Annotated in this window: 19 protein-coding genes and 1 pseudogene; 13 read left to right on the top strand and 7 right to left on the bottom strand. The window is 57.4% G+C overall.

Annotated features, from left to right (window positions below; translation table 11 throughout):
• Positions 1-5: 5 nt before the first annotated feature.
• Positions 6-611 carry a DUF2628 domain-containing protein gene (locus tag K5845_RS01320; protein ID WP_287958099.1) on the bottom strand — a complete coding sequence of 202 codons (606 nt, stop codon included), beginning with the start codon at positions 609-611 and terminating at the stop codon, positions 6-8.
• Positions 608-1,216, bottom strand: a complete 609-nt coding sequence (gene hisB / locus K5845_RS01325; RefSeq protein WP_046477585.1) for an imidazoleglycerol-phosphate dehydratase HisB — start codon at positions 1,214-1,216, stop codon at positions 608-610. The genes K5845_RS01320 and hisB overlap by 4 nt, the downstream gene beginning before the upstream one ends.
• Before the next feature lie 185 nt (positions 1,217-1,401).
• On the opposite strand from hisB, the gene hslV reads away from it, so the two are divergent.
• From hslV to K5845_RS01345, 4 genes are all read left to right on the top strand, one after another.
• Positions 1,402-1,941, top strand: a complete 540-nt coding sequence (gene hslV / locus K5845_RS01330) for an ATP-dependent protease subunit HslV (protein ID WP_152025058.1) — start codon at positions 1,402-1,404, stop codon at positions 1,939-1,941.
• A gap of 34 nt (positions 1,942-1,975) precedes the next feature.
• The gene (locus K5845_RS01335; protein WP_046477581.1) at positions 1,976-2,305 is read left to right on the top strand and encodes a DMT family transporter; all 330 of its coding nucleotides are present in this window, start codon (positions 1,976-1,978) and stop codon (positions 2,303-2,305) included.
• 39 nt (positions 2,306-2,344) lie between these two features.
• Complete coding sequence (gene hslU / locus K5845_RS01340; protein WP_046477580.1) at positions 2,345-3,658, top strand: ATP-dependent protease ATPase subunit HslU; 1,314 nt, start codon at positions 2,345-2,347, stop codon at positions 3,656-3,658.
• Between the two features lie 76 nt (positions 3,659-3,734).
• Positions 3,735-4,670 carry an AEC family transporter gene (locus K5845_RS01345; protein ID WP_046477578.1) on the top strand — a complete coding sequence of 312 codons (936 nt, stop codon included), beginning with the start codon at positions 3,735-3,737 and terminating at the stop codon, positions 4,668-4,670.
• Between the two features lie 9 nt (positions 4,671-4,679).
• Here the strand turns inward: K5845_RS01345 and K5845_RS01350 are convergent, their stop codons facing one another.
• Entirely contained in the window at positions 4,680-5,006 is a 327-nt protein-coding gene (locus K5845_RS01350) for a c-type cytochrome (RefSeq protein ID WP_046477576.1), read from the bottom strand.
• Between the two features lie 112 nt (positions 5,007-5,118).
• On the opposite strand from K5845_RS01350, the gene K5845_RS01355 reads away from it, so the two are divergent.
• On the top strand, positions 5,119-5,490 hold the full coding sequence (locus tag K5845_RS01355) for a Crp/Fnr family transcriptional regulator (RefSeq protein WP_046477574.1): 372 nt from the start codon (positions 5,119-5,121) through the stop codon (positions 5,488-5,490).
• 38 nt (positions 5,491-5,528) lie between these two features.
• Here K5845_RS01355 and K5845_RS01360 read toward each other — a convergent pair.
• Both K5845_RS01360 and K5845_RS01365 read right to left on the bottom strand, forming a co-directional pair.
• A pseudogene (locus K5845_RS01360) lies at positions 5,529-6,173 on the bottom strand (LysE family translocator).
• Between the two features lie 12 nt (positions 6,174-6,185).
• Positions 6,186-7,472 (bottom strand): glycosyltransferase, encoded by a 1,287-nt coding sequence (locus K5845_RS01365; RefSeq protein ID WP_287958102.1) that lies wholly within the window; start codon positions 7,470-7,472, stop codon positions 6,186-6,188.
• Between the two features lie 304 nt (positions 7,473-7,776).
• On the opposite strand from K5845_RS01365, the gene K5845_RS01370 reads away from it, so the two are divergent.
• Positions 7,777-9,021, top strand: a complete 1,245-nt coding sequence (locus K5845_RS01370; protein WP_287958103.1) for an exonuclease SbcCD subunit D — start codon at positions 7,777-7,779, stop codon at positions 9,019-9,021.
• 3 nt (positions 9,022-9,024) lie between these two features.
• Positions 9,025-12,816, top strand: coding sequence for an AAA family ATPase (locus K5845_RS01375; protein WP_287958105.1), 3,792 nt, complete (start codon positions 9,025-9,027; stop codon positions 12,814-12,816).
• Positions 12,817-12,825: 9 nt separating this feature from the next.
• Here the strand turns inward: K5845_RS01375 and K5845_RS01380 are convergent, their stop codons facing one another.
• Together K5845_RS01380 and lpxD are read right to left on the bottom strand one after the other, a co-directional pair.
• On the bottom strand, positions 12,826-14,571 hold the full coding sequence (locus tag K5845_RS01380; RefSeq protein WP_287958107.1) for a L,D-transpeptidase family protein: 1,746 nt from the start codon (positions 14,569-14,571) through the stop codon (positions 12,826-12,828).
• A gap of 160 nt (positions 14,572-14,731) precedes the next feature.
• Complete coding sequence (gene lpxD / locus K5845_RS01385) at positions 14,732-15,781, bottom strand: UDP-3-O-(3-hydroxymyristoyl)glucosamine N-acyltransferase (protein ID WP_046477567.1); 1,050 nt, start codon at positions 15,779-15,781, stop codon at positions 14,732-14,734.
• 354 nt (positions 15,782-16,135) lie between these two features.
• On the opposite strand from lpxD, the gene trhA reads away from it, so the two are divergent.
• From trhA to K5845_RS01415, 6 genes are all read left to right on the top strand, one after another.
• A complete protein-coding gene (trhA, locus tag K5845_RS01390) occupies positions 16,136-16,771 on the top strand; it encodes a PAQR family membrane homeostasis protein TrhA (RefSeq protein WP_046477564.1) in 636 nt (211 codons plus the stop codon).
• Positions 16,772-17,692: 921 nt separating this feature from the next.
• The gene (locus K5845_RS01395; RefSeq protein WP_046477556.1) at positions 17,693-17,953 is read left to right on the top strand and encodes a hypothetical protein; all 261 of its coding nucleotides are present in this window, start codon (positions 17,693-17,695) and stop codon (positions 17,951-17,953) included.
• A gap of 193 nt (positions 17,954-18,146) precedes the next feature.
• Entirely contained in the window at positions 18,147-18,356 is a 210-nt protein-coding gene (locus K5845_RS01400; RefSeq protein ID WP_046480084.1) for a cold-shock protein, read from the top strand.
• 203 nt (positions 18,357-18,559) lie between these two features.
• The gene (locus K5845_RS01405) at positions 18,560-19,165 is read left to right on the top strand and encodes an ANTAR domain-containing response regulator (RefSeq protein WP_046477552.1); all 606 of its coding nucleotides are present in this window, start codon (positions 18,560-18,562) and stop codon (positions 19,163-19,165) included.
• 8 nt (positions 19,166-19,173) lie between these two features.
• A complete protein-coding gene (locus tag K5845_RS01410; protein WP_287958111.1) occupies positions 19,174-20,448 on the top strand; it encodes a CmpA/NrtA family ABC transporter substrate-binding protein in 1,275 nt (424 codons plus the stop codon).
• A gap of 437 nt (positions 20,449-20,885) precedes the next feature.
• Positions 20,886-22,238, top strand: a complete 1,353-nt coding sequence (locus tag K5845_RS01415) for a CmpA/NrtA family ABC transporter substrate-binding protein (protein ID WP_287958413.1) — start codon at positions 20,886-20,888, stop codon at positions 22,236-22,238.
• Positions 22,239-22,288 lie beyond the last annotated feature (50 nt).

The raw sequence follows: 22,288 nt of genomic DNA on the forward strand, positions 1-22,288 counted from the left end.
GTGAATCAGTTTCTACGGCCGAACAGCCGCCAACGGCGGTCCTGGCTATCGTCTTGCTGCGGGGGCACCATCATGGGGAGCGGCGGTGGTTCGACAGCGGCTGCGCCCAGATCGTGTGCCGCAGGCGAAAGAGGCGCCATCGCAGGAACGCTCCCGACCGTGGCCGGCTGTACACGCTGCGCCGATTGTGCGGGTAGCCAGTTCTCAAAGAAGCGACGCTCGCATTCGGCGGTTGTGCGGCCGACGACGGTACCGACGAACTGCCAGCCACGCCGCTCCAACGTCCAACGCCGCAGCGAATCCCCTTCCAACGCAATGAGGAAGTTCAAAGCCAAGCCGGTCAAAGTTGCCCAGATGTGAGGGACCTTGAGCAATTCCAGCACCGCACCGATCCCGAAAGCGATGACGACATAAATCGCCAAAACGATCCACATACGGTTCAAAAGGAGCCAGATCGGGCCGAGGAGTAGCGCAGCAAAACTGAAACCGTCTTTGGTGAACACCAGCCGTTCCGCCCGCTCGATGGAGGCGGCGGGGGGATTGGGCGGTTCGTGTACGGTGAAAGCCAACACGCGCGAAGACTCTCCCAAACGCCACAACGATAGAATCATGCGGTCAGCGTTCCCTTCGTTGAGGGGACGCGGCCTTCCTGGCGCGGATCAAGAGTGATTGCCTGCCGCAAAGCCCGCGCCAGCCCTTTGTAACAGGTCTCGGCGATATGATGGTTATTATCGCCGTAAAGGTTCTCAACGTGGCATGTGATGCCTGCGTTCTGCGCAAACGCCTGGAACCACTCGCGGAAGAGCTCGGTGTCCATCTCGCCGAGCTTGTCGCGGGTGAAATTCACCTTCCAAACCAAAAAGGGACGGCCAGACACGTCGACGGCAACGCGGGTCAACGCCTCGTCCATCGGCAGGTGGACGTCGGCGTAGCGGGTGATGCCCTTCTTATCGCCCAGAGCTTCGGCAAAGGCCTGGCCTAGAACGATACCGCTGTCTTCGGCGGTGTGGTGGTAGTCGATGTGAAGATCGCCCTTGGCGCGCAGGGTGATATCGATCAGCGAATGCCGCGCGAGTTGCTCGATCATGTGATCGAGAAAACCAACACCTGTCACAATGTCATAGGCCCCCGAACCATCGAGGTTAATGGTCGCGGTGATCTCGGTTTCTTTGGTATTGCGCGAGATTGTCGCCTGGCGCCTGGTCTTTGCAGTCACGGAAAAGGCCCCTCTTCAGCGGCTCATTGCATCGGGTTTGTGAAGCGTTTATCAGCTTGTGGCCACCTCTTCTAGGCCACAGCTGGGGCAGCCTTACTTAGCCTGCCACTTGAAACTCCCCGTCAGTTTCCCCTAATCGCGTTAAACTTCTCATGAACGATCAGCCGAAAGATCCTCCCAGCACCATGTCGTGGCATGCAACAACTATCCTTACTGTTCGTAAGGATGGCCGAGTCGTCGTCGCCGGCGACGGTCAGGTCAGCCTTGGACAGACCATTATCAAGGCCAACGCGCGCAAAGTGCGGCGGCTTGGCAAAGGCGATGTCATCGGCGGTTTCGCCGGTGCAACCGCCGACGCGTTTACCTTGTTCGAACGTCTCGAAGCCAAACTCGAGCAATATCCGGGCCAGCTTATGCGGGCGTGCGTGGAGCTCGCGAAGGATTGGCGTACCGACCGCTATCTCCGGCGGTTAGAGGCGATGATGATCGTTGCCGATAAGGAAACGACTCTGGTGCTCACGGGAACCGGTGATGTGCTTGAACCGGAAAAGCATGTGATGGGCATCGGCTCAGGCGGCAATTATGCGTTGTGCGCAGCGCGCGCGCTTCTGGATCAGCCGCTCGATGCAGAAACCATATGCCGCCGAAGCATGGCGATCGCGTCTGAGGTCTGCGTCTATACAAACGACAACGTTGTGGTCGAGAGCCTCGAATCCAGCGTTTAGAGGCATTCGTCTTCACACGAGGAGTAAACAAGCCATGGCTTGGCTGTTTCTAATGGCGGCGGGCGCCTGTGAAATCGTAGCAACGACTCTGTTTCGCTACACTGACGGAATGACCCGGTTGTGGCCGACACTTGGCTTCATCGGCATCGGCCTCGTAAGTCTCTATCTTTTGCAACGGTCGATCTCGGGCACCGAGTCCATTCCGCTTGGCACCGCGTATGCGGTGTGGACCGGCATCGGGGCAGCGGGAACGGCATTGATCGGCGCAGCCTTTTACGACGAGCCAACCGGTACGGTAAGGCTGGCGCTGCTTGGCGTGCTCGTTTTTTCGATCATCGGATTAAAGCTGGCCTCAACTCACTGACGGCCTGGCTCACACCTTTCAGGAGTAACATCCCACGCGATGACAAACTTCTCTCCCCGCGAAATCGTCTCTGAACTCGATCGCTATATTGTCGGGCAAAACGATGCAAAACGCGCTGTCGCTATTGCACTCCGGAACCGCTGGCGGCGTCAGCAGCTCATCGGCGAGTTAAAGGACGAAGTGCTGCCAAAGAATATCTTGATGATCGGTCCAACCGGCGTGGGTAAAACCGAAATTTCTCGGCGTTTGGCACGTCTCGCGGGCGCTCCCTTCCTGAAGGTTGAAGCGACCAAGTTCACAGAAGTCGGCTACGTCGGCCGCGACGTAGAGAGCATAGTCCGGGATCTGGTCGAAGTCGGCATCGCTTTGGTGCGCGAAGTCAAACGCAAGGAAGTGCGGGCAAAAGCTGACAAGTTGGCAGAAGAGCGCGTGCTGGATGCCCTCGTCGGTCCAGGTGCGCAATCCTCCACTCGCGAAGCTTTTCGGCGGCGGCTGCGCAACAACGAACTCAATGACAAAGAAATCGAAATCGAAGTGACCGACACCTCAGGCGGCCTTCCGATGTTCGAGATCCCGGGTCAGCCTGGAAGTTCGATCGGGGCCATAAATATCGGCGACATGCTGGGCAAGGCCTTCGGAGGGCGCACCAAGAAACGGCGCGTGATGGTGGCGGACAGCTATGACATTCTTGTCGCCGAGGAAAGCGATCGTCTTCTCGATACAGAGGAGATCACGCAGGAAGCGATCCGAGCGGTCGAGGACAATGGGATCGTGTTTCTCGATGAGATCGATAAAATCTGCTCGCGCAGCGATGGCGGCCGTGGAAGCGCGGATGTCAGCCGCGAAGGCGTACAGCGCGACCTCTTACCACTGATTGAAGGCACGACGGTCGCAACCAAGCATGGTCCGGTGAAGACAGACCATATCCTGTTTATCGCGTCAGGCGCTTTTCACGTCGCCAAGCCCTCTGACCTGTTGCCCGAGTTGCAGGGACGTCTTCCTATCCGCGTAGAGTTGACGGCCCTCACCCGCGACGACATGCGGCGCATCCTCACGGAGCCGGAGGCGAGCCTCATCAAGCAATACGTGGCGCTCATGGCGACGGAGGACTTGACGCTCGTCTTTACCGACGACGCCATAGACGCGCTGGCAGACACTGCGGTGGCCGTCAATTCGTCCGTGGAAAATATCGGGGCCCGGCGTTTGCAAACCGTGATGGAGCGCGTGCTGGACAACATTTCCTTCGAGGCTTCGGATCGACCGGGTGAAACCATTACGGTTGACGCGAGCTACGTTGAAAAGCACGTGGGGGAACTCGCGAAAGATTCCGACCTTTCAAAATTTATCCTCTAAAGTACGGGTACGGCCAATCGGGGCGGGCTGGTAGCCTTCCTGCCATTGACGCAAACGCAGAGGTTACGCCCGCCTCATGGAACCCATATTCAACGTTCTATTTCCGGTGTTCGCCATTGTCGCGGCCGGATATTTCAGCGGATATTTCAAGCTGCTTGGCCCCGATAGCAGCGAAGCGCTCAATCGCTTCGTTTACTGGGTCGCGCTGCCGGTGTTCCTGTTCCACGCCATGGCGAAAGTGGATCTCGCCGTTCTGTTCAACGGCGCTTTCCTGGCCGCATACATCATTGGGCTGCTCTTGATTTGGGCCCTCGCGCTTGTCGTTGCGCGCGTTTTCTTCGGCCGCGGTCTGGCTGAAGGCGGCATGCATGGAATGAACTGCGTTTACGGCAACACCGGCTACATGGGGATACCGCTCGCCATCACGGCTTATGGCGAGGCCGCGGCCCTTCCCGCCATTCTCGCCACCGTTATCAATACCGCGGTCGTCATTGGGATCGCGGCAACCCTTATCGAAATCGGCCAGAAGGACGACAGAGGCGCGATCGTCCGGGACGTCTTCGTGGCACTGTTTAAAAATCCGCTGTTCGTGGCTCCGGTTCTCGGCGGCCTCTGGGCCACGACCGGCGTCGCCATGGCGGAGCCTGTCGAAGCTTTCACACGCATCCTCGGCGCGGCAGCCGGTCCTTGTGCGTTGTTCTCTATCGGATTGTTTCTTGTGGGCCGTCCGATGAGCGAGGGCCTCGGCGAAGTGTCTTCAATGACGGCTATGAAGCTGCTGCTTCAGCCCGTTCTCACCGCAGCCCTGATCTTTTTCTTCTTCCCGATGGATCAGCTCTGGACAAACGTCGCCGTTCTGATGGCGGCTTTGCCGACGGGGTCTGGCAGTTTCGTGATGGCCCAAGCTTACGGGATTTACGTGGCGCGGACATCGTCCGTCATTCTCATCAGCACGCTTTTGTCCGTTCTGACGCTCGCCATCTTCTTTTTGATCTTTCCGCCGACTGCATGAGTCTGAAGATCACTTCTTCAGCGTTTCCAGATAGCTGAGAAGGTCGCCAATCTCATGCGGCTGGAGCACGAATTCCGGCATAGCAGGATGGCCGACATTGATACCTTCCGCCAGGGCCTCGGCCAGAACTTCAGTATCCGGCCATTTCTCTACAAGCGCGCGGAAGGGTGGTGCCGGTTCGAAGGGGCTATCTCCTTGAGGTCCGACAGCATGGCATCGGGAACACAGGCGCTCAGCCAGCTGCCTGCCTTTCGTGACGTCCTCATCTTCAGCAGCCCAAGCTTGCGAAGCCGTCAACATCACAACTACTGCAACGACGTATTTGATAGCTCTCATAATCGTCTCGTCTGCTTCCGATTAAGTGTAGGGACTGCACTCGTAACGGAGTCGGAAGACACTCACCAGTTCCGACGCTATTCTCAACTCGGTAATGGCATACGAGGGTAGCATGACCGACGTACCATTCGATTTCGGATTTTTTGAGAAGTTCCTTATCCCGCTCAAGCGCTTTCGTGCGGGCGAGAAAATCTTTCAAGAAGGCGAGGCCGGACAGGCAATGTATGTCGTGCTCGAAGGGAAGGTCGACATCACGCTTGGACAAACAGTACTGGAGACCGTTGGGCTGCACGGCATATTCGGCGAGATGGCCTTAATTGAACACGCCCTCCGCAGCGCCGATGCCATCGCGAAGGCTGCTACCGAAGTTGCGGTCATCGATACGAACGCATTCGTAAAGCTGGTGAGCAACAATCCTCACTTCTCGCTCTACGTGATGCGGCAAATGGCGAGCCGTGTACGGCGCATGAATACGCGATTGTGAGGCCTAGCGAAGCTATCGGCTCTCGCAGGCTTGTGGGGTCAGGTCCTCAACAGCGCCAGCTTTACTCCAAAGCCTACGAACACCACTCCAGTGACCGCCTTCAGCCAGCGGCGGATTGAGCCGCGACGTGCCAACCCAGCCATACGCGCAAAGAGCACAATCATCGAAGAGAATCAGACAACATTTAACGCGGCATGGATGGTGACCAGAAGAAGCGTCACGTCCACGACCGAACTCGGCGTCAGCCCATTCGCCGCCGAAATGAACTGCGGGAATGCCGCAAGATAGAACATCGCAACTTTAGGATTAAGCGCGTTCGTCAGAAAACCTTCAGCAAAGGCAGTCCACATCGCGCGCCTTCTGCTGGCGTCTGTGACAGGCACCGGCGGCAGGCCGCGCCAGGCATCTCGCAGCGCTCTCAAGCCCAGCCAGATCAGATAGGCCGCTCCGAGCATCTTCAAGGTCCAGAAGGCCTCGGCGGAGCGTACGAGAATTATGGAGATGCCGAGAATTGACAGGGCCCCATGCACATAGAAGGCCGCCACGAACCCCGCCACGTTAGCGAATCCGGCGCTGCGTCCGGAAGAGGGGACAGTCTTAGCGATCAAGAGACCGTTGGGTCCCGGAGACATAACGAGCAAGGCGGCAACCACCGCAAAGCTTGCGATTTCCATCCACCCCATCTGAACTCCCTCTTAACTCGCATGGGGACGACCGGCCCCAACAACAAATCCGTTCACAACGGCTGCTGCTGCATCCGCGCCTCCTTCGGCGCGGATGGCTTCACCCAATTTTGCGGCGCGCGCGACCGTGTCGGGCTTCAGAGCCTCGCCGATGGCTCGGGAGAGATCGGCTACATTCAAGCTCTTTTGCGGCAGAGGCGGCGGCCCTGCGCCCAAGGCATTCACGCGGCGGCCCCAGTAGGGCTGGTCTACACCAAGCGGACAGATGACGGTCGGGCGCCCCCAGCGCAAACCCTCATGGGTCGTACCGGCGCCGCCGTGATGAACGACCGCCGCGCAGCGCTGGAACAGCCAATCATGCGGGGCAACGTCGAGGAAAAGCACGTCGTTGGCTGAGCCGGCCAAGGGCTTTAGTCCACCCCACCCCGTTGCGAGTATAGCGCGTTGGCCCGCCTGCCTGAGCGCTTCAATGACCATACCGGTTTGGGATTGAGCATCCGCTGCCGGCATGCTGCCGAAGCCGACATAGACAGGCGGTGGACCGGTCGCCAGAAAACGGTGCAGATCTTTCGCGGGCTCCCAGTCCGTATTGGGTTCGAAAAACCAATAGCCTGTGATGTGTTCTCGTGCTGTCCAATCCCTGGGGCGATTGACGATTATAGAACTATACCCGTGCAGCCGCGGGACCGTTCGGCCCTCCGGATCGTGGCCGCCGAAGAATGTGCCGCGGGTCGTGCTGTTGGCGCGTGCCGGCATTTCCTTTCTCCAACGGCCTTCCATATTGCGCTGCGCCCAAAACGTTAGCCGCTCGATAAAATGGTGCGAGAGCTTGTTACCGAACGCACCAAGGTTCGTGAATGGCAGGAACGGATTGGGAAACTCGCTCGTCGCCACATAACTGGGCTGTAAGGTTGTGGGGATGGCGACCGCGCCCAGCGCTGCTGCTATGTCCTGTGCGATGAAACCCTTGGGATGGTAGATGATGACATCCGGACGGACTTCGCGCGAGAGTTCCCACATTTCCCGGAATTGCTCGCAAACGACATCCTTGAAAGCCCGCATGGCGCGGAATTTTCCGGACATCGAGCGAAAGGCCGCCTGCGCTTCAGGCGTATCGATGAGTTCGCGATAATTGATGCTCAATGGCGCTGCGGTGAGGCCATGCGCGGCAATCATGTCGTCGAAACCCTGGCCGGTCGACAAACAAACTTGGTGTCCGCCACGACGCAGAGCCGTGCCCAACGCCACGTACGGCTGCACATCTCCACGAGATCCGAATGTAAAGATCAGGATGTTCATTGCCACGGCCGCTTGAGGTTGCTGCGACTCCACAGCCTCATATACGCGTGATTAGGCCGAACTGGGATTAAAACCTGTGCGTAGGCTTCCTGAATAGTTGCATCAGCTTGGTGTATCTGCGCCTTAGGAGGCGTGCGCTCGTGTGAACCCTGAAATCATCGGCTCAGGCAATGACAGTTGGGAAGAACAGGAGCGAGGGGCTTGATTTTACGCCAATTTTTCGTCATGTTTCTGTTTTGTTCTCTCCTTGAATCGCTTGCTGCAGAGACGGCGGCTTTCGTCGGACGTAGCTTCAAGAGGGCTTATGCGGATCATTCACACAGCTGACTGGCACATCGGGCAGACGCTGCGAGGGTATGCACGCGATCATGAGCATCGCGCCGTGCTCGACGAGCTTGTCGGGATCGTCACCGAACGTGAGGTCGATGCGCTGATCATCGCCGGCGACGTGTTCGATAGTCAGAACCCTTCCGGCGAAGCACAGCGGCTGTTTTATGAGACCCTCGTTAAGTTGCATCAAGCACGGCCGAGCCTACGCATCGTCGTGACCGCAGGAAATCACGACGCGGCAGGCCGATTGGAAGCACCGCGCGTCCTCCTTGGCGGGATTGGCGTGCACGTTGTCGGCAACGTTCGACGCATCAACGGGCAGATTGACATCGCGCGGCATGTGGTACCGCTACCTTCGACGACCGGCGAGATCGCGGCGCATGTGCTCGCCGTCTCCTATCCGACGCCGGCATGTCTTCCGACGTTACCTCGCCAAAAAGAGGAAGACGGTTCGTCCATCGCACGTGCGACCCACGCTCTCTATGAAGACTTGATGGATGCGGCGCGGCCGATAACGCGCGGATTGCCCCTGGTTATGACCGGGCATCTTCATGTGGCGGGTGGCACCGAATCCGAAGGCGCGGAACGACGCATTCTGGTCGGCGGACAGCATGCCGTAGCCCCAGATATATTTCCGGCGGATGCCTGTTATGTCGCGCTCGGGCATTTGCATAAGCTGCAAACCTTCAAAGGCGATCGCGTGCGCTACAGTGGCTCGCTCATTCCGCTTTCTGCCACCGAGCAACCCTATCGCCACGGCGTTACGCTTTTGACGCTCGGTGATCGCGGTGTGACGTCAATCGAGCATATTGAACTGACGCGCCCCGTTCCGTTTTTGCGCTTGCCGGAAAAGGGAGACATCCGGCTCGACGACCTCGGCGATCATTTTAAGGCCCTTGATCTGGACCCGGACCTTCCCATCAATCAACGTCCGTTCGTGCATGTGCGGCTGAACCACGAAGGTTTGAGCGCTGGTTTCCGCGCTGAAGCAGATCGGGTTGCCGAGAGCTTTCCTGTGCGGCTCGTCGATCTCAAGGTCAGCCCGCGTCCTGACGCCCCGACGGACACTGTTGCGAGCGGCCCCATCGTGCGCCTTTCAGAACGGGCTCCTGAAGATTTGTTTGTCACTGCGTTTCAGCGGACCCACGGAGGAGAGCCCGACGCGTCCCATCGCGATGTCTTCCATCGTGCGCTCGCCAATGCGAATGCGGAGGTTTGAACCATGCGTATTCTGGCCATCCGCGGCGCGAACCTCGCCAGCCTTGCAGACGAATTCGAGATTGACCTTAGGGCAGAGCCACTCGCGAGCGCAGGTCTCTTTGCGATCACCGGTGATACCGGGGCCGGCAAATCGACGATCCTCGATGCGCTGTGTCTGGCGCTCTATGGGCAGTTTCCGCGTGTCTCGATCGACAAACTCGAGTCCGTCAGAGATCCCAGCGGCAGAGACATAACCGCGAAAGATGCACGCGCGATCCTCCGTCGCGGCGCCGCCCAAGGTTATGCCGAGGTCGATTTTCTTGGACAGGATGGCAAGCAATACCGCGCGCGATGGGAAGTCCGACGCGCACGTGGAAAAGCGGATGGCAATCTGCAGAACGCCGAACGCAGGCTTGATTCCCTCGAAGACGGCAGCTCGATTGCGACGGGGCAGAAGGACGTTTCCCAAGCCGTCGAGGCGCGTACCGAACTCACGTTTGCGCAGTTCCGGCGCACGGTTCTGCTTGCGCAGGGTGAGTTCGACGCATTCCTGCTCGCTGCCGAAAACGAGCGCGCGGAGCTTCTCGAGAAAATTACCGGGACCGAGATTTACGGGCGAATCTCGGAACAGGTGAACTCCGGCACGAAAGAAAGGGCCAACGAAACGAAGGCTCTCGAACAAAGACGCGCCGACATCGGCTTGATGGAAGAGGACGTACGCACAAAGCTGGAAAGCGAACTCGCGGAACGTAGCGCTTTAAGCGAGAGCCAAAGTGTCCAACTGAAGGACCTCACCGAGCGTCTAAAGCATGCTGAGCGGCTGAAGGATGCGCGCGCACAAGCGCACAACGCCGAAACCGGACTTGCCGCGGCGAAACAGCGTTTGGACGAAGCCCGGGACGATATTGCGCGGCTCGAACGCCTCGATGCGGCCGAACCATTGCGAGCTAAGGCCGAAGCGGAGCGGTTGTCCGAACGCAAGTTGGCCGAGGCTCGGCGTCACGCCGAACTTTGCGAAGTGGCGGTACGGCAATCTGAGCAAAATGCAGCATCTGCTGCGCGCGCACTCAAAGAGGCGTCCGAAGCCTCCACAAAGGCTGATGCAGACGTCGAAAAATTCACACCTCTTTGGCGTGAAGCCGAGCAAGCTGATAGCCAAATCGCTAACGCTGCAAGCGAGCTTGAAGCTGCGCAGGCGGCGGTCGCGCAGGCCCAACGGCGGGCCGATGCCTGCGCTTGGGATCACGAGAAGATCGAGGTTCAGCGTTCAGGGCTCAACGAGCAACTTGCGCAGACGCTGAATGAGCTGGAGACGCGTTCGACCCATGCGTTGCTGGCGGACCGGCTGGAAGATATCACGTCACGAATTGATGACCGCGCCGAACTCCGGCGGCGGGAAGCCGTTGCAAAAAAAGAGCTGTTTTCGGCTACAGAGGAAGATGCGCGCCTGCAGCCCTTGATTGCGGCGGCGGAGGAGGAAGTCGCGGCATACGCCAGCCGACGCAGCCAGATTTCCGCTCAATTGAATGAGCTGCGCGAGGCTCTGTCCCAGATCGATGAGACGTCTCTCTCCGAACACGATGCGCGGCTGCGCGATGGACTCGAACTTCTCCGGCAAGCCAGAGAAATCGCGCGCCAACACAGCGATGCGGCGGCGACGGTTTCTGAGGCGGACGTGCTGCGGTTGGCGCAAGAAAAGGCGCTCGCAGAAGCCTCTGACATGATCCGGGAGGCGCAGGCACAACATGCCGACTGGCTGGCCCGGCGCAGCGAAGTCAGCGGCCTGTTCGAGTTGGCCGAGAAAACCCAATCGCAGCACGCCGTGGCCTTGCGGAGCGCCCTCATTACCGGGCAGCCCTGTCCCGTTTGTGGCGGCCTGGACCACCCCTATTCCGAACCCGGTCATCCCGAAGGTGAGATGGTGGCTCAGATGCGTGCGCGGCGTGCTGAGCTCGATCAAGCCATCGCCGCGACAGCCAAAGATATAACCACCTGGCAAGGCGCGGAGGAGCGCGCGCGCGCTCAGTGTGAGGTCGCAGCGCGACGTGGTGAAGACGCAACGGCCAGATGCTTAGACGCGCAGAACAAGTTCGAAGTGCTGGCTCCTCAACTGAGCCAGTTTTGCGTGGCCGAGAACCTGCCGCTTCCCATCGGTCCCGGAATCGATGCAAAGGCGGCATCGGCGCTCGACGGTTTGAAAGCTGATGCTGAAGCCATCCAACGCGGTCTACGAGAGCCCCTCGCGCAGGCGGTTTCTTTGCGCGGTGAGGCTGATGCTTTGCAGAAAACGCTTGATGAGATCTCAGAAGATTCAGAAAGAGTTGCCGCTCAAATCCAGAAAGACAGAGATGCTAAGGCCAGCGTTCGGGCAAAGTGCGGACAGCTGGAAACGCAACTTGCAAGTCTGGCCGAACAACTCGCGTCAATCGCTCGGGAACTCACTCCCTATCTTAGCACTGCCGGCTTGGCGCTAGACGATCTCGACCGCGATTCCTTAGCTGCACAGCAGCACGTCGCAGACCTTGCGACCTCATACGCCAAGCTCCGGGATGCGCGCGCATCTCTTGACGCTGAGCAGCAGAAGCTTGAGATGTCGCAAAGGGAAATCCACCTAGGATGGGAGAAGGCCAAGGCGTCTCTCGGCTCCTCGCTGCTTGCGCAATCACAACGTGAACAGCGGCTCCAAGAAGCCAAGACAGCGCGCGCGTCGATGCTTGGCGGAGAAGCCACCGACACGCATCGGGCACGTTTCACCCAAGCTGCGAAAGAAGCGCAAGTGGCTCTCTCGGCGGCTCAGGCAGCACATTCAGAAGCAGACAAGAAGCTTGAGCTCAGTAAGGCTCTTCTGGACGGAGCGCTCAGGGCTATTGATGCATCCGTGCAAGACTTCGCGACGGCACAGGAGGTCTTCGCCAACGCCATTTCCGTCGCCGCTATGAATCGGGACGAAATCTATGCCTTACTCGCCATCCCACAGGAGGAACGCGAGCTTTTGCGCAGCCAGATCAATGCCCTCCAAACCAAACTCACCGAAGCAACGATTGCGCTTACCCATCGCCGCCAGGAAGTGGAGCGCCTCCAAGGCGAACGGGAAGAAGAGACGGACCTTGTTGCACTCACAGAAGCTGTGACAACGCTCAACGCTGAAATCGAAGACATCCGCAACCGCGTCGCAGCCATACAGGCTGAGCTTAAGCAAGATAACCAAGCGCGCGCCAGTGCAGCAGATATTGGTCGCCAGCTGGAAGCTGCACGCGAGGAATTGGAGATCTGGCGGCGCGTCGATGATGCAATCGGATCCGCCGACGGCAACAAATTCCGTCGCTTCGCGCAGGGGGTGACGCTCGATCAGCTCGTGCAGCTGGCCAATGTACAGATCAGTGAGCTCAACCCGCGGTATCAGCTGGCGCGCGCCACCACATCGGATCTCGCGCTCCATGTGATTGATCGCGATATGGGTGATGAAGTTCGCTCGCTGCGTTCGCTGTCAGGCGGTGAGCGCTTTCTTGTTTCGCTTGGCCTCGCGCTCGCTCTGTCAGGGCTTGAAGGGCGGCAATCGTTCGTCGATACGCTTTTCATCGATGAAGGCTTTGGAGCGCTCGATGCAGAAACGCTCGACATGGCCATCGATGCTTTGGAAACGTTGCAAGGTCATGGCCGGAAGGTCGGTGTGATCACGCACGTCGCCGCGATGGTTGACCGTATCGCTGTGCAAATCCGCGTCGAGAAACGTGGCGGTGGGCGAGGTGTCGTGCGCGTCGTCGACGCGGGTTTCAACGACGCCAGCGCCTTTGCGGTTTTCGCCGAAGCCTGATGGCATGCCTCAATACGGCGATGGTTTTCCAAACAGGGCGAGGTGGAGCTTAGCGTCGCGCTGGTAGATGTCCGGCCTGAAATGAACTGCCCCATCCTCATCGCGCCATGCCGTCGAGTACGTGATGTGGACATCCAGTGGCTGCTTTAGACTGACGACGGTGCGGTCCTGTTTGGCAACGACTTCGTCGATTTTTTGGCGGCTCCACCCTGGCGCCTGAGCGAGGACTTGCTCTGCCATATCCAAAGGACGCGCGAGCCGTATGCATCCATGGCTGCGCGCACGGTCGGCCGAGGAAAAGAGCCCCCGCGCCGGGGTGTCATGCATGTAGACGTTGAACTGGTTGGGAAACATGAATTTGACGCGCCCCAACGCATTTCCGTTGCCCGGCTTTTGCCTCAAGCGAAACGGAAAATTGCTGGCGCTATACTTCTTCCAATCAATGGACATGACGCTTGTAGGTGTGTCCCCGACCATGACTTCGAAGCCTTTGCCGGCAACGGCGGCGGGCTGACTTTGTAATTTGGGGAGTTCCTCATTCACCGCGATTGAGTGCGGTACATTCCAGTATGGATTGATTTCGACGTAGGTCATTCGCTCACTGAAGACCGGCGTCTGATGATAAGGTTTGCCAACGACGACCCGCATCCGATCCTGCTTTTGACCGTTGCGTATGTGGACTAATTCGTATCCGGCAATGTTGACCATCACATAGTGGTCGCCGAGATTTTCGGGCATCCAACGCCACCGCTCCATCGACAGCTTTATCTGACGGATGCGCTGTTCAACAGGGACGTTGAGCTGAAACAACGTCTGCTTGCCCACAATCCCGTCAGGGTCGAGGCCGTGCGTCGCCTGGAACCGCTTTACCGCTGCCAGTAAAGCGTCGTCGTAAAGGGTTTCTGCGCCGGGCGGGGCGGCTGTCACCGCCGGATCTACGGCGCCGAGACGCGCGCGCAGTACCGTGACTTGAGGAGCGGTCATGCCGGGTTTCAGCACCTCTCCATGCTGCACGAACGGCCATCCCCCAGCCTTCTCAATCTCGCGATAGTGTTTCAGCGCGCGCTTCAATCCGGCATATCCGGGTACCTGGGGCTGCCAGACTTCGATGAACTTCTGCATGCTGCCGAGTTCGGCTATCCGGCGCAGGGCGGCAACCCGGTCAATAGATTTGCCCTGCCAATAGAGTTTTGAATCTACTTTCGTCGGCAAGAAGCGGCCAACTTTGATGTCGGACGCAAACTTCAAGAAGAACGCGGAATAGTAGAGCTCAATGCTCGCTGCATGGGTGAGATCAGCTGCGACAGCGAACGTAAAGCGATCCCTCTGCGGTAATTGCTGGAGCGGTTCTATGGGGTAGTCGGAAACACCCAACCCCTCGTCCTCAGCGTGACGCATCGCATTAATCAGGTCGTCCCGCATCGCAGGATTGCGCCACCAAATTGGAGCTGCAGCTTCAGTCACATAATAGGCTAGCAGCGCATCTTTGCGCTGGCGTACAGGTAAGGGTACGCCCTCTTCCTTTCTGAGCAGGGCTTCGACTGCTTCAGAGAATGTTTCAGGGGTTGGGTAAGTGATTTCACCGTCTGGAAGTTGCCGGACTTCCGTTGCGGGCACAGGTTGGGGCGGTACTGGACTGGTGGGCTCCGGTGCAGCGACGGCGAATGGGACCAGACCGCACCATATGGTCAGACTGAGAGCAAGGACCAACGACAACAATGCTGGCCTATTGGGAGCAATCTCGTCCTTCGACATTCAATTTGTAGGGCAACCGTGCAAGCCCCCTCCCCTACCCAGATGTTGGCACCAGAGCGGCACCGAAACTTTATGTCACAATAAAGATATTTGAACTTCGAAATATGGCATCCGTAGTCGCGTTGAATAACCTTTGGTTTTCGCGGACCCGTGGGGAAGGTTACTTTTCCTCCGGTTTGAAACCCTTCTGCGACAGGCGCCTGATGGCGGCGATTTCGCGTGCCCATTCCTTGAAAGGCCGCGCCGGTGTACCGCCCATGCGTGCGCCGGGGGGGACGTTGTCCTTAACATGTGCCATGCCAGCGATCTGCGCGCCGTCGCCAATCTTGACGTGCCCGACCACACCAGAATGTCCGCCCATTACGACGAAGTCACCCAACTGTGCCGAACCGGCTATGCCGGATTGCGCCACGATAACGCAATGACGGCCTATGACGACGTTATGACCGATCTGCACGAGATTATCGATCTTCGTCCCCTCACCAATTACCGTATTCATTAGTGAGCCTCGGTCGATCGTTGTATTGGCGCCGATCTCGACATCATCACCAATAACGACACAGCCAATCTGCGGAACCTTGATGTGCCCCTGGGCGCTCATCGCAAAACCAAATCCATCCTGACCAATTCGAACACCCGGATGGACGATAACGCGATCGCCTATGATGGCATGGCCGATCGAGGCGCACGCGCCGATCTGGCAATCGCTTCCGATTCTAACGCGTTCCCCAATGACAGCCCCACTGGCGATCGTAGTGCCGGCACCGATCGATGCGCCGGCGCCAACGACGGCTCCCTGTTCGATCTCGACATCGTTACAAAGGGCGGCCGTGGGATGCACATAGCCTGCTACACCTTCCGCTGGCGGAGCCACACGCTTGGGCCGCAGAGACCCCGGATAAAACATCGCCAGCGCTTTTGCGAAGGACCGATATGGCGCCCGGGTTATGAACGCCACGGTTCCAATTGGGACTTGGTCAGCAGCACTCGACACGACCAAGCATGCCGCGGCCTTTGTCGAGGCCAACTGCGATGCATACTTGCGATTGTCTAGAAACGTGAGATCGTCGGGACCGGCATCCTGCAGCGAACGCACATCACTTATCATGCGCGTTGCGTCCCCTGGATTAGCCAGGTCAGCCTCCACACAATCCGCGATGGAACGCAATGAAAATGGGCCGGCGCGCTCGAAAAAGCCGGGATGTTGCATACCGTGTCTTTCGTTTGGACGGATGGCGACGCGTGCACAGGAGCAGTTCCGTCGCCTCTCCCCCTACACAGTGCAACTTTTCAATTACCTTACTATGCCGCTGATGTCGTGGCACTTCAGCGAGACAAGCATCAATCGCGGTTAACAGCCGGTGGAGACGTTTTGGGGCCTCTCCGAGTTGCCCGTCAGTAGGTCGGATCTAGAGATATAACTAGGGGAAAGTGACCCTACTAAGCCTCTGCGTATAGCCATAAACCGAAGCGGTGCCACTTTGGTTTATGCCGCGGCGGATAAGAAACCATTGCGTGCGACACCGCTTGGGAGATCGCCGCGTGCCATGTATATATTTGCGCTATGTATCCGAATTACACACCCGGCGAGCGCTTCGCCGATGCTTGCATCCACGTCGTTGGTGTACTAGCCGGACTTATCGCGGTCACGGTAATGCTGGTCATCGCCATTCCGACACTGGATACGTCGACCACCGTGTCGGTCGCCGTTTACGGCCTCGCGATGATGGGCATGTTCGGATGCTCAGCCGCCTATCACATGATCCCTATTCCGAGTTGGAAGTCGATCTTAAGGCGTCTGGATCAGGCGGCAATTTTCGTAAAGATTGCTGGGACGTACACGCCCTTCGCGCTTATCAAAATCGGGGGCGCCTGGGGTTACAGTGTTTTTGGGGTCGTCTGGATTGCGGCTCTTGCGGGTGCGACGGCGAAGTTGGTGATGACATCTAACTGGGACAACGTCTCGGTTGTTTTGTATGTCGCTCTCGGATGGGCGGGCATCTTTATCTTACACCCGTTGATTAACTCCGTTTCGCTAACCACGCTTATATTACTGGGAGCCGGTGGCATCCTTTATACCGCCGGCGTCGTCTTTCATCTTTGGGATAGCCTACCCTACCAGAACGCGATCTGGCACTTATTTGTCCTCGCTGGAACTGCTTGTCATTTTGCAGCCGTCACTACGGCGGTTTTCGAATAACCGCTTTAAAGTGTTACTGTTCAACGTTTTATCACTTTTATTTCGTCCATAATTGTCAGCATTCCAGGTTCAACGCGATATTTGGTGTTTTTGTCAGGCTGTTTCTTTTCGTGCCAGATAGCACTCAGCGTGCGATCCAACATTTCCAGTGTTTCAGAACTAAATCCGGGGGGCCGTTCGATAAATGGGCACATTGCTCTCGTCCTTGGATAACAGGCGGGAGCACTCAGCCACTCTCAGTCGCTCGGAGCCTGCACTGCAACTGACCGGCGATGGCCTGACCATGATCTGCCGCCGACACTGAGTCTATGCAATTCGCAGTGATGTCGAATACGCGTAATCGCCTATGACATCGCAACGTTAGATTTAATTGTGTGGACCTATAGAGCCGAAGAGCGTACTAGTTGCGTAGTCAATATCGTGGTGCTCCGCTATTGCCGCCTCGCTACTCGCCAGATTGGTCAGTTTTTCACAAAAGTTGAAAATCCGTACGACTGATCCTTCTCCGTGATCACCAGGACATCAGAAGAACGTTTGTGCGTTTTTTTCGCGCGAATGTTCCTAGGAACTGGGAGCGCGAAAATGAGACAACAACACAAATTTAAGGTCGGCCAGACAGTAAACTTCAGACCTGGACGATCAAATATGGCGATCACGTCGCGAGAATATAAAATCATTAGGTTGCTGCCCGCTGTAGGTGGTCAGCCCCAGTACCGCATAAAAAGTACGGGGGAACCCTTCGAGCGGGTCGCACAGGAAAATAACCTCTCCTAAGCGCGAACATCTTGTCCTTATCATTTCGTTCGGCGTCAATTTGCGCTTCTGTAAGGAAGCTAAGTAGATCAAGTTATCGAGCTTTTGAAACAAGATATTCGGGTAGATGGGGGTGAAATTCCATCCTCGAATATCCATATATCTTCAATGACCCCCTTTGATTACACAGAGCCTGCGGAAGTATTCGCCAGCCGGATTGGTGCCGCACGGCATGCATCTGTCATCTACCGGCGCTTCGATTCGGCCGCGGCCGCCATCCAGTATGCTGTAGAAGAACTGTCGCCGGATTTTGCGACCGGTACATTTCTGGAGGCTGGCGATCTTCGCCTCTGCTACGCTGAGATCAAATCACTCTACGAGGATGCGGCTTTCCCGCTGCCCCGCGACGGTCCCGTGGCAGGGCCGTGACTATTATCGATGGGCCCTCTTGTGCTCTCAATCGATCCGGTCTATCTGTATATATCGAGACTTTGGCCGGACCATTGGGCCGTTCCGCTGTGGCGAAGCCCGGCGCGCGATCGAACTCCTTCCAAAAAATCGACGCAATGAGCTTGCAGTCATGTGGCAGCAGCTCTCTTACTTGCCTTTCAAAGGAACTACCATGACTAACGGTACTGTTAAATTTTATAATGATCAAAAGGGCTATGGATTCATTCAGCCCGATGATGGCAGCAAGGACGTATTCGTCCATGCAACAGCTTTGGAGCGCGCTGGCATCCGTATTCTCGTTGAAGGCCAGAAGGTCGCCTTTGATACCCAGCCTGACAGCCGCACTGGCAAAATTGCAGTCAGCAATATCGAAGCGTTTTGAGATCACTGGTTGAGAAACCAGAATCTTGATGAGAACCGCCTGGTCGTCCGGGCGGTTCTTTTATTTTGTGAGGCCTCACGCACACGGCAGCTCTCGAAGTGCCCTATCAAACGCTCGAAATCTGTCATCGAGTGTCTTGCGCCACGGCGCTTCACGAGCGACATTGCCGCGCGCGTGCAGCAGAACCGCTTTGAGCATTCAACTTGCCTCAATCTCGTGACGATACCGAGCTGAAAATTCTCGTCATCGACGAGAACCCTTTGCGCAGAGCAATCATCGAGGAAGGCCTGCGTGAGGCAGGCCAGCACGAGATCAAACTCGTCTCCGACATGAATGGGCTCGTGGAGAAGATCTACTCTTTCGACCCTGATGTGCTGCTGATCGACCTCGAAAATCCGAGCCGGGACGTTCTCGAGCAAATGTTCCAGGTCTCTCGGCTAGTCCGGCGACCAATAGCGATGTTCGTCGACAAAAGCGATGGACCAACCATTGACGCTGCGATCGATGCCGGCGTGTCCGCTTATATCGTCGATGGTTTACGCAAAGAACGCGTCCGGCCAATTCTCGAGACGACAATTTCTCGCTTTCGCGCATTTGACAGGTTGCGCTCCGAGCTGGAGGAAACGAGGAGCGCATTGAAGGAGCGTAAGATCATCGAGAAAGCGAAAGGCATCTTGATGAAGACGCGAGGTCTCGAAGAAGAGGCCGCCTACGCAGCTTTGCGGAGGCAAGCCATGTCGACAGGCAACCGGATTGCCGACGTCGCGGCCGCCCTGATTAGCACCTATAACCTCCTGAACGACAAATAGAGGCGCCGATGCCCGAACACGTACGCAACGAAATCCATGCAGGCTTTATTCCGCTGATCGATTGCGCACCGTTGGTCATCGCTGCCGAACAAGGGTTCGACGCGCAATTTGGATTTCAGCTACGCCTTTATCGCGAGGTTTCCTGGGCCAACATCCGCGACAAAATCGACGTCGGCGCCTACGACTGCGCACACATGCTGGCTCCGATGCCAATCGCTACCGCTCTCGGGCTTGGACGAACCACCGCGCCAATCATCGTTCCGATGGCTCTCAATCTGAATGGCAACGCCATTACGGTTTCAGCAGCAATATTCGAGGAAATGCTGGCCGCCGATCCAGAGGCAACCCGTGCCGGCGGGATGAACGCCGTTCAAGCCTTGAAGCGCGTTGTCGACGCACACGCCAAGTCCGGAATGGCTCCTTTGACACTTGGAATGGTGTTTCCGTTTTCATCGCATAGTTACGACATGCGATACTGGTTGGCCGCCGGCGGCATAGATCCCGATAACGATGTCAATCTGATTGTCATCCCGCCGCCTCTGACGGCTGAGAACCTCCGCAGCGGCCGTATCGATGGTTTCTGCGCGGGCGAGCCTTGGAACAGTGTCGCGGTCTCGCAAGGTGCCGGGCGCATTGTCGCGACGAAGAGCCAACTCTGGTCTCGCAGTCCGGAAAAGGTGCTCGGCGTTCGCGCCGCATGGGCCGAGCAGAATCCACAGCTCCTGGACGCCCTCATCAAGGCCATAATCAAAGCCGGTCAATGGCTGGAAGATCCCCGCAACTGTGACCAAGCTGCGGACATTTTGTCAAAGCCGCAATGGGTCGGAACAACGCGCGACATTATTCGAAACGTCTTGTCTGGAACTCTCGAACGCGGCGGACGCCTGGCCGTGAATAAAGACCCGGAACTTGTTCTGTTTCACAGCCATGCCGCAAATTTCCCATGGCGCTCGCACGCTCTTTGGATCCTGTCGCAGATGATCCGCTGGGGGCAGGTGCGTGAACCGTTCGATCTCAACGCCGTGGTCGAAGAAGTCTATCGCCCCGAATATTATCGCAAAGCCGCAGCAGCCCTCGGCATCTCAGTACCTCATGAGAATATGAAGCGTGAAGGTGATTACGCCGTCACCGAAACAGCATCTTCAGCTGCCAAACGCGGTCAAAGCTTTTTCGGGTCTGACCACTTCGATCCGCTTCATGTGCTGAACTATCTCGAGCAGCAAAAGATACGATCGCCGTCGATCGACCTGACCCGCTTCAAGGGTCTCAACGCTTCACACTGATCATCGACCCGTTGCCGATCATTTTGTCATTCGCTCATTGCAATGCACAAAAAGGCAGCATCGATACCGCTTTTTGCCGGTCAGCCACTTTCACTCAACACATTGTTTTTATTTAAATTCCTTCAACATCTCTCATTGGCACAACTTTTGTAATGTCCTTTCGCGAAAGCGTGAAGGAGCGTCTCCTCACGTAGACATTGCGGTCCAATGAAGGTTCGCAGGAGGCAGCGCCGCCACCAGAGGAAGGTTCCGGATCATCCGGATCCTCACTTTGATGCGGCGCTTTTTTTGTCTGCGGTCGTCGGCCGAATGTCTTCAACGGCTCGCTGATCCGCAGGAACTGAAGGGACGATGGAATGACCAAAATCGCGGGCTGCGCCAGAGCGACACGCGTCTCTCACTTTCCCCTGTTGCTTATCGGGTCGGGCTTACTGCTTATGGCCGCGCTGACCTGGAGCATCATTTCCGCAACGAGTTCGAAGGCGGAGATGCTCGATGTCGAGAAGGACGAACTGAAGTTCGGCTTCATCAAGCTCACAGACATGGCCCCGCTGGCGATTGCCAAGGAAAAAGGCTTCTTCGAAGACGAGGGTCTGTTCGTAACGCTTGAACCGCAGGCCAACTGGAAAGTTCTGCTCGATCGCGTCATCACGGGTGAACTCGATGGCGCGCACATGCTTGCCGGTCAACCGCTAGCCGCAACCATCGGCTTCGGCACCAAGGCCCACGTCATTACACCGTTTTCAATGGATCTGAACGGTAACGGCATCACCGTCTCCAACGAAGTCTGGGAGATGATGAAGCCCCATATTCCGACAGGCGCCGACGGCAAACCTGAGCACCCAATCCAGGCCTCGGCACTGAAGAAGGTCGTCGACAAATTCAAGGCAGAAGGAAAGCCCTTCAAGATGGGCATGGTGTTTCCCGTCTCGACGCATAACTACGAGCTTCGCTATTGGCTCGCCTCGGGCGGACTGAATCCCGGCTACTACTCGAAGGACAACGTTTCCGGTCAGATCATGGCTGATGTTCTGCTGTCGGTGACACCTCCGCCGCAGATGCCAGCCACGCTCGAAGCTGGAACGATCAACGGCTACTGCGTGGGTGAGCCCTGGAACCAGCAAGCCGTGTTCAAGGGTATCGGCGTCCCTGTGATCACGGACTACGAGATCTGGAAAGATAATCCCGAAAAGGTGTTCGGCATCACCAAGGAATTCGCCGACAAATACCCCAATACGACGCTGGCCATCACCAAAGCGCTGATCCGCGCCGGACAGTGGCTCGATGAGAACAACAACGCCAACCGACAGGAGGCCGTCGAAATCCTGGCACGTTCCGAATACGTCGGAGCGGACGCCGAAGTCATCGCCAACTCCATGACCGGCACCTTTGAGTACGAGAAGGGTGACAAGCGCGATGTCCCCGACTTCAACGTCTTCTTCCGTTATTTCGCGACCTATCCCTACTACTCGGACGCCGTTTGGTATCTCACGCAGATGCGGCGATGGGGCCAGATCGCCGATGCCAAGTCAGACGAGTGGTACGACACCACGGCCAAGAGCGTCTACCGGCCAGATATCTACCTCAAAGCCGCGGAGATGCTCGTTGCTGACGGATTGGCGAAGAAAGCGGACTTCCCCTTCGACACCGACGGCTATCGGCCTCCCCAGACCAAGTTCATCGACGGCATCCCCTTCGATGGCAAGAAACCCAACGCATACATCGACAGCCTGCCGATCGGTTTGAAAAGCAAGGAAACCGTAACCGGCAACAAGGTCGCAACCCAGTGACGCCACGGCCGGGAACGGCCGCGATGAGGGCTGACACAGAGAGGTATCAT

The sequence above is a fragment of the Filomicrobium sp. genome, assembly GCF_025698805.1.
Lineage (GTDB): Bacteria > Pseudomonadota > Alphaproteobacteria > Rhizobiales > Hyphomicrobiaceae > Filomicrobium > Filomicrobium insigne.

Bases quoted from the DNA above. Each gene is read 5' to 3' on its own strand.
- hslV (WP_152025058.1), top strand. From the start codon at position 1,402: ATGTCGTGGCATGCAACAACTATCCTTACTGTTCGTAAGGATGGCCGA.
- K5845_RS01345 (WP_046477578.1), top strand. From the start codon at position 3,735: ATGGAACCCATATTCAACGTTCTATTTCCGGTGTTCGCCATTGTCGCG.
- K5845_RS01415 (WP_287958413.1), top strand. From the start codon at position 20,886: ATGGCCGCGCTGACCTGGAGCATCATTTCCGCAACGAGTTCGAAGGCG.
- K5845_RS01400 (WP_046480084.1), top strand. From the start codon at position 18,147: ATGACTAACGGTACTGTTAAATTTTATAATGATCAAAAGGGCTATGGA.
- K5845_RS01380 (WP_287958107.1), bottom strand. From the start codon at position 14,571: ATGTCGAAGGACGAGATTGCTCCCAATAGGCCAGCATTGTTGTCGTTG.
- trhA (WP_046477564.1), top strand. From the start codon at position 16,136: ATGTATCCGAATTACACACCCGGCGAGCGCTTCGCCGATGCTTGCATC.
- K5845_RS01355 (WP_046477574.1), top strand. From the start codon at position 5,119: ATGACCGACGTACCATTCGATTTCGGATTTTTTGAGAAGTTCCTTATC.
- K5845_RS01375 (WP_287958105.1), top strand. From the start codon at position 9,025: ATGCGTATTCTGGCCATCCGCGGCGCGAACCTCGCCAGCCTTGCAGAC.
- hslU (WP_046477580.1), top strand. From the start codon at position 2,345: ATGACAAACTTCTCTCCCCGCGAAATCGTCTCTGAACTCGATCGCTAT.
- K5845_RS01395 (WP_046477556.1), top strand. From the start codon at position 17,693: ATGACCCCCTTTGATTACACAGAGCCTGCGGAAGTATTCGCCAGCCGG.
- K5845_RS01335 (WP_046477581.1), top strand. From the start codon at position 1,976: ATGGCTTGGCTGTTTCTAATGGCGGCGGGCGCCTGTGAAATCGTAGCA.
- K5845_RS01410 (WP_287958111.1), top strand. From the start codon at position 19,174: ATGCCCGAACACGTACGCAACGAAATCCATGCAGGCTTTATTCCGCTG.
- K5845_RS01320 (WP_287958099.1), bottom strand. From the start codon at position 611: ATGATTCTATCGTTGTGGCGTTTGGGAGAGTCTTCGCGCGTGTTGGCT.
- K5845_RS01365 (WP_287958102.1), bottom strand. From the start codon at position 7,472: ATGAACATCCTGATCTTTACATTCGGATCTCGTGGAGATGTGCAGCCG.
- K5845_RS01370 (WP_287958103.1), top strand. From the start codon at position 7,777: ATGCGGATCATTCACACAGCTGACTGGCACATCGGGCAGACGCTGCGA.
- lpxD (WP_046477567.1), bottom strand. From the start codon at position 15,781: ATGCAACATCCCGGCTTTTTCGAGCGCGCCGGCCCATTTTCATTGCGT.
- K5845_RS01350 (WP_046477576.1), bottom strand. From the start codon at position 5,006: ATGAGAGCTATCAAATACGTCGTTGCAGTAGTTGTGATGTTGACGGCT.